The organism is Alteromonas sp. 14N.309.X.WAT.G.H12, from assembly GCF_036697315.1.
GTDB lineage: Bacteria > Pseudomonadota > Gammaproteobacteria > Enterobacterales > Alteromonadaceae > Alteromonas.
This window is the reverse complement of the sequence record NZ_JBAHZB010000190.1, coordinates 1-3183: the sequence shown is the minus strand read 5'-3', so window position 1 is coordinate 3183 and position 3183 is coordinate 1. Positions and strand designations below refer to the sequence as shown.

The window sequence follows — 3183 nt, the reverse complement described above, 5'->3', positions numbered from 1 at the left end:
CTTGCATCGTGCGACTAGGCACATTTTTTAACACCACAGAACGACCGCCAAACAAGTTGGCTGAGCCGGGTAGAATCTGCAAGGCCGTAACGCCTCCGGCTAATGCTCTGCCAAACCCCGGATCTTGCGGCCACACAGAATGTTCAGCCCAGACACCTGGCGTAACAGGGCTTGTGGCTTCATTCCCATCAGAAGTTGAACCCACAGAAGGCGAAGGATAAACGCCCAAATGACTATGATTATCGATAATACCTGGGGTTACCCATTTTCCCATGCCATCAATGATGGTGGCATCTGCCGGGTAGTCTACAGATTGACCCACTGCGACGATTTTACCATCGGCAAAATAGATCTCGCCTTTTTCAATTTTATTGCCGATGCCATCAAGGATCGTCACATTGGTGATCACCGTCGGTTTACCGGCGATGGGCGTGTAAGTACTTGGATAGGGATCGGTATTGATAGAGACGTGTGTTGCTTCTGTACTTTGCTGCTTCGCAGGCGTGCTAGCGCAAGCTACGAGGGCAGAAGAACATAAGCAAGCCAGCACTACGGCCAGCTTTTTTGGTGTGTGTTTCATGTTAACTTCCGTTTATTTGATCATTTTATTGTCATGAAGTGGTCATGCTATTTAGCTCAATAACATGCTTCAATTCAACCTAAACAATAAACGGACAACTAGCAAGTTGAAGGACGATTAAACTTCCACACTTTGTAAAGTTTGCTGTTGCAACACCGCGACAATATCTTCGGCCCGTTGCATACGTCTGATCGCGTTAAACAATGTCTCAGCCTCTGGATACTGACGTTTTAAATAACCACACCACTGTTTGATCCTGTTGGGATAGTAACGTCCTTTATCGCCGTATATTTCGTATCCCGAATAACGAATAAGTAACTGTGCCACCTCACGCCACGGCATACTGGGCACACCGTCTTTTATGGTACGGGCTAAATTGGGCATCGCCAACGCGCCGCGCCCCAACATAATATCCACACAACCGGATTGGGCCTGACATTGTGCGGCATCCCTGGCATTCCAAATTTCACCATTGGCCACTAAAGGAATGGACGTATGCTGACGAATTTTATCAATCCAATCCCAGTATGCCGGTGGTTTGTAACCTTCGGTTTTGGTGCGCGCATGAACAACTAACTGATCAGCACCGGCTTCGGTAATGGCCACTGCGTTGTCTATGGCTAAGGTTTTATCTTCAAAGCCCAAGCGTATTTTGGCCGTGACCGGCAACGATGATGGGACTGCCTCTCGCACCGCTTTTACTATTTGATACAGAGTTTCGGTCTCTTTTAACAGGACTGCGCCGCCCTTACTTTTATTTACCGTTTTTGCTGGGCAACCAAAATTCAAATCGACCCCCGGTGAGCCCAGTTCAACCGCTGTTTGCGCATTCTCTGCCAACCAACCGGGATCCTGACCCAGTAACTGTACGCGCACAGGTACACCAGCGGGCGTCACGCTTCCGGAGTGTAATTCAGGACAGATTTTATAAAAGGTTCTTTTTGGCAACCGTTGATCAACGACCCGGACGAATTCGGTCACACACAGGTCAAACCCCCCCACACGGGTGAGCATATCCCGCATAAGATGATCAACAACCCCTTCCATGGGCGCCAGTAAAATTCGCATAGCTTAATCTCTATTACATTTAACCGTATTGAGGGCATAACGATACTGACGATAAACACTGCCGTATTGTTGGTTAACCGCTCACTTTTTGTGCCGTTTTTTCATGCCACAAACACACATGGATCCCATACTGTGAGGTGAGGTATGCCGAAAAAGCGGCATCGTCATCACATGGATGGGTAACAAGATGTTGTCTTAGTCCGTCATAAATCAAGGCTGTGTATAAGAACATGGTATTTCCTCGCAAGTCAGCAAGAAAACTATACATCTAGACGTCTATACTTTCAAACATCCAAGTTAGATTATTCACCTTTTACTGTTTCAGTGGCCTTGAGCGAGTAGGTATGGGGCATGTTTGCCCCTCTCTACTGTCTTATATGATGTAATTTAACCCACCTAATATGGCGGCAACTTGCGCTTGATTACAAATCTCCGGCGTGGCTGAAGGACTATCTGGGTAGACTTCCGTTGTGGTCACATAGGGCGCGTCTGTAACACCACCGCATAAATGCAGCGCTTTTTTGTCATAACAAATGACACCTTCTGATAACCCTTCCTCGCCGATGATTTGTCCACTGGCATCAGCAGGAGCAATATGGGTAACAGTGGACACAGACTCAATAATACGTTGTTGAAACGCCAACTCGATCTTGTGTTTATCTGCCACCAGATAAAAACCATCTGGAATATCCCAATTATCATGGCTGACCCCGTCACGGGCCGACAATGCCGGTCTAAATTCAGAGTTATCAGTATCCGTTGTTTCGTGAAGATCGATATGCATATGCACAGGCTCTTCTACCTTGGCAAGCATCGCCATCAATTGTGCCGCTTCTGGCGCTTTAGAATCTGGCATGAAATTGCGATTGGGATCTAAGGCATAGGGGTTCCACCGATTGATGGTTTCGTAGCCCCAGGGGCTCACACAAGGTGCAATCACAAAATTGCATCGACCTACCCACTGTGCAAGATAGTTTTTTGCAAACATGATCGCTCCCTGTACACCGCTAGTTTCATAGCCATGCACACCACCGGTAATAAGTACCGTGGGCAATTGGGTGTTAAATTTCTTGGGGCGGTACATCATCAACGGGTAGCGCTTAACATCGTAAGGTAAGGCCCCGTATTGCACTAACTCATAGCCCTCTGGCGGATTAGGTAAACAATCAAGGACGTCATTTTGATAACTTCGCTTAATCGTCTGGGCATCAAACCATTGTTCTTTTTCTGTCTGTGTCCAAGGTTTGCCGGGCGTGCCGATGGGATAGTTGTGCATACTTCACCTTTATATTCTGCGTGAAGTGGCATTTTATCATGGTTGCCTATGCCTTCACTACGCCCTAACCCCTTTGTATTCTAGTTCCCCGTAAAAAAAGCGTCAGTGCTATGGGCTTTGTAAGTCTTTACAGCCACTTAAAGGCAAAAAAAAAAAGACCAGCAAATGCTGGTCTTCTTATTTGGCGTCCCCTAGGGGATTCGAACCCCTGTTACCGCCGTGAAAGGGCGGTGTCCTAGGCCTCTAGACGAAGGGGACA

At 47.3% G+C, this 3183-nt stretch carries 3 protein-coding genes, 1 tRNA gene and 1 pseudogene; all 5 read right to left on the bottom strand.

The window, feature by feature from the left end; genetic code table 11:
• Window positions 1–580: pseudogene (locus tag V5298_RS20215) on the bottom strand (amidohydrolase); the annotation flags it as partial.
• A 117-nt stretch (window positions 581–697) separates the two neighbouring features.
• Window positions 698–1648: a tRNA dihydrouridine(16) synthase DusC gene (gene dusC / locus V5298_RS20210; protein WP_332933219.1), complete on the bottom strand. Its 951-nt coding sequence runs from the start codon at window positions 1646–1648 to the stop codon at window positions 698–700.
• 73 nt (window positions 1649–1721) lie between these two features.
• On the bottom strand, window positions 1722–1880 hold the full coding sequence (locus V5298_RS20205) for a hypothetical protein (RefSeq protein ID WP_332933218.1): 159 nt from the start codon (window positions 1878–1880) through the stop codon (window positions 1722–1724).
• Window positions 1881–2021: 141 nt separating this feature from the next.
• Window positions 2022–2924, bottom strand: a complete 903-nt coding sequence (locus tag V5298_RS20200; RefSeq protein ID WP_332933217.1) for a M14 family metallocarboxypeptidase — start codon at window positions 2922–2924, stop codon at window positions 2022–2024.
• Window positions 2925–3106: 182 nt separating this feature from the next.
• Window positions 3107–3182, bottom strand: a tRNA-Glu gene (locus V5298_RS20195).
• Window position 3183 lies beyond the last annotated feature (1 nt).